1 pseudogene is annotated in these 238 nt (G+C 60.9%); it reads right to left on the bottom strand.

Features of this window, described 5'->3' with window-relative positions:
• Positions 1-238: pseudogene (locus tag SB753_RS41180) on the bottom strand (metal-dependent hydrolase); the annotation flags it as partial.

The following is a 238-nucleotide window of genomic DNA, read 5'->3' as shown; positions in this document are numbered from 1 at the left end:
GCGACAGCGGCGGCAGCAGCACGAACACGAGATTGCCCGTGATCTTCGACTGAATCAGCGACGACGAACTGTTCGCGAACGCATTCTGCAGCACGCTCATCATCACGAGGCCCGGTACGAGGAAGCTCGTGTACAGCACGCCCGGATAGACCTGCACGTGATCGCGCAGCGCGTGGCCGAAGATCGTCAGGTACAGCAATGCGGTGATAACCGGTGCGAGCACTGTCTGGAACGCGAC

Origin of the sequence: Paraburkholderia sp. SIMBA_053 (assembly GCF_046534895.1) — a bacterium.
GTDB classification, from domain to species: domain Bacteria; phylum Pseudomonadota; class Gammaproteobacteria; order Burkholderiales; family Burkholderiaceae; genus Paraburkholderia; species Paraburkholderia caledonica.
This window is presented reverse-complemented; position numbering and strand designations above follow the sequence as displayed.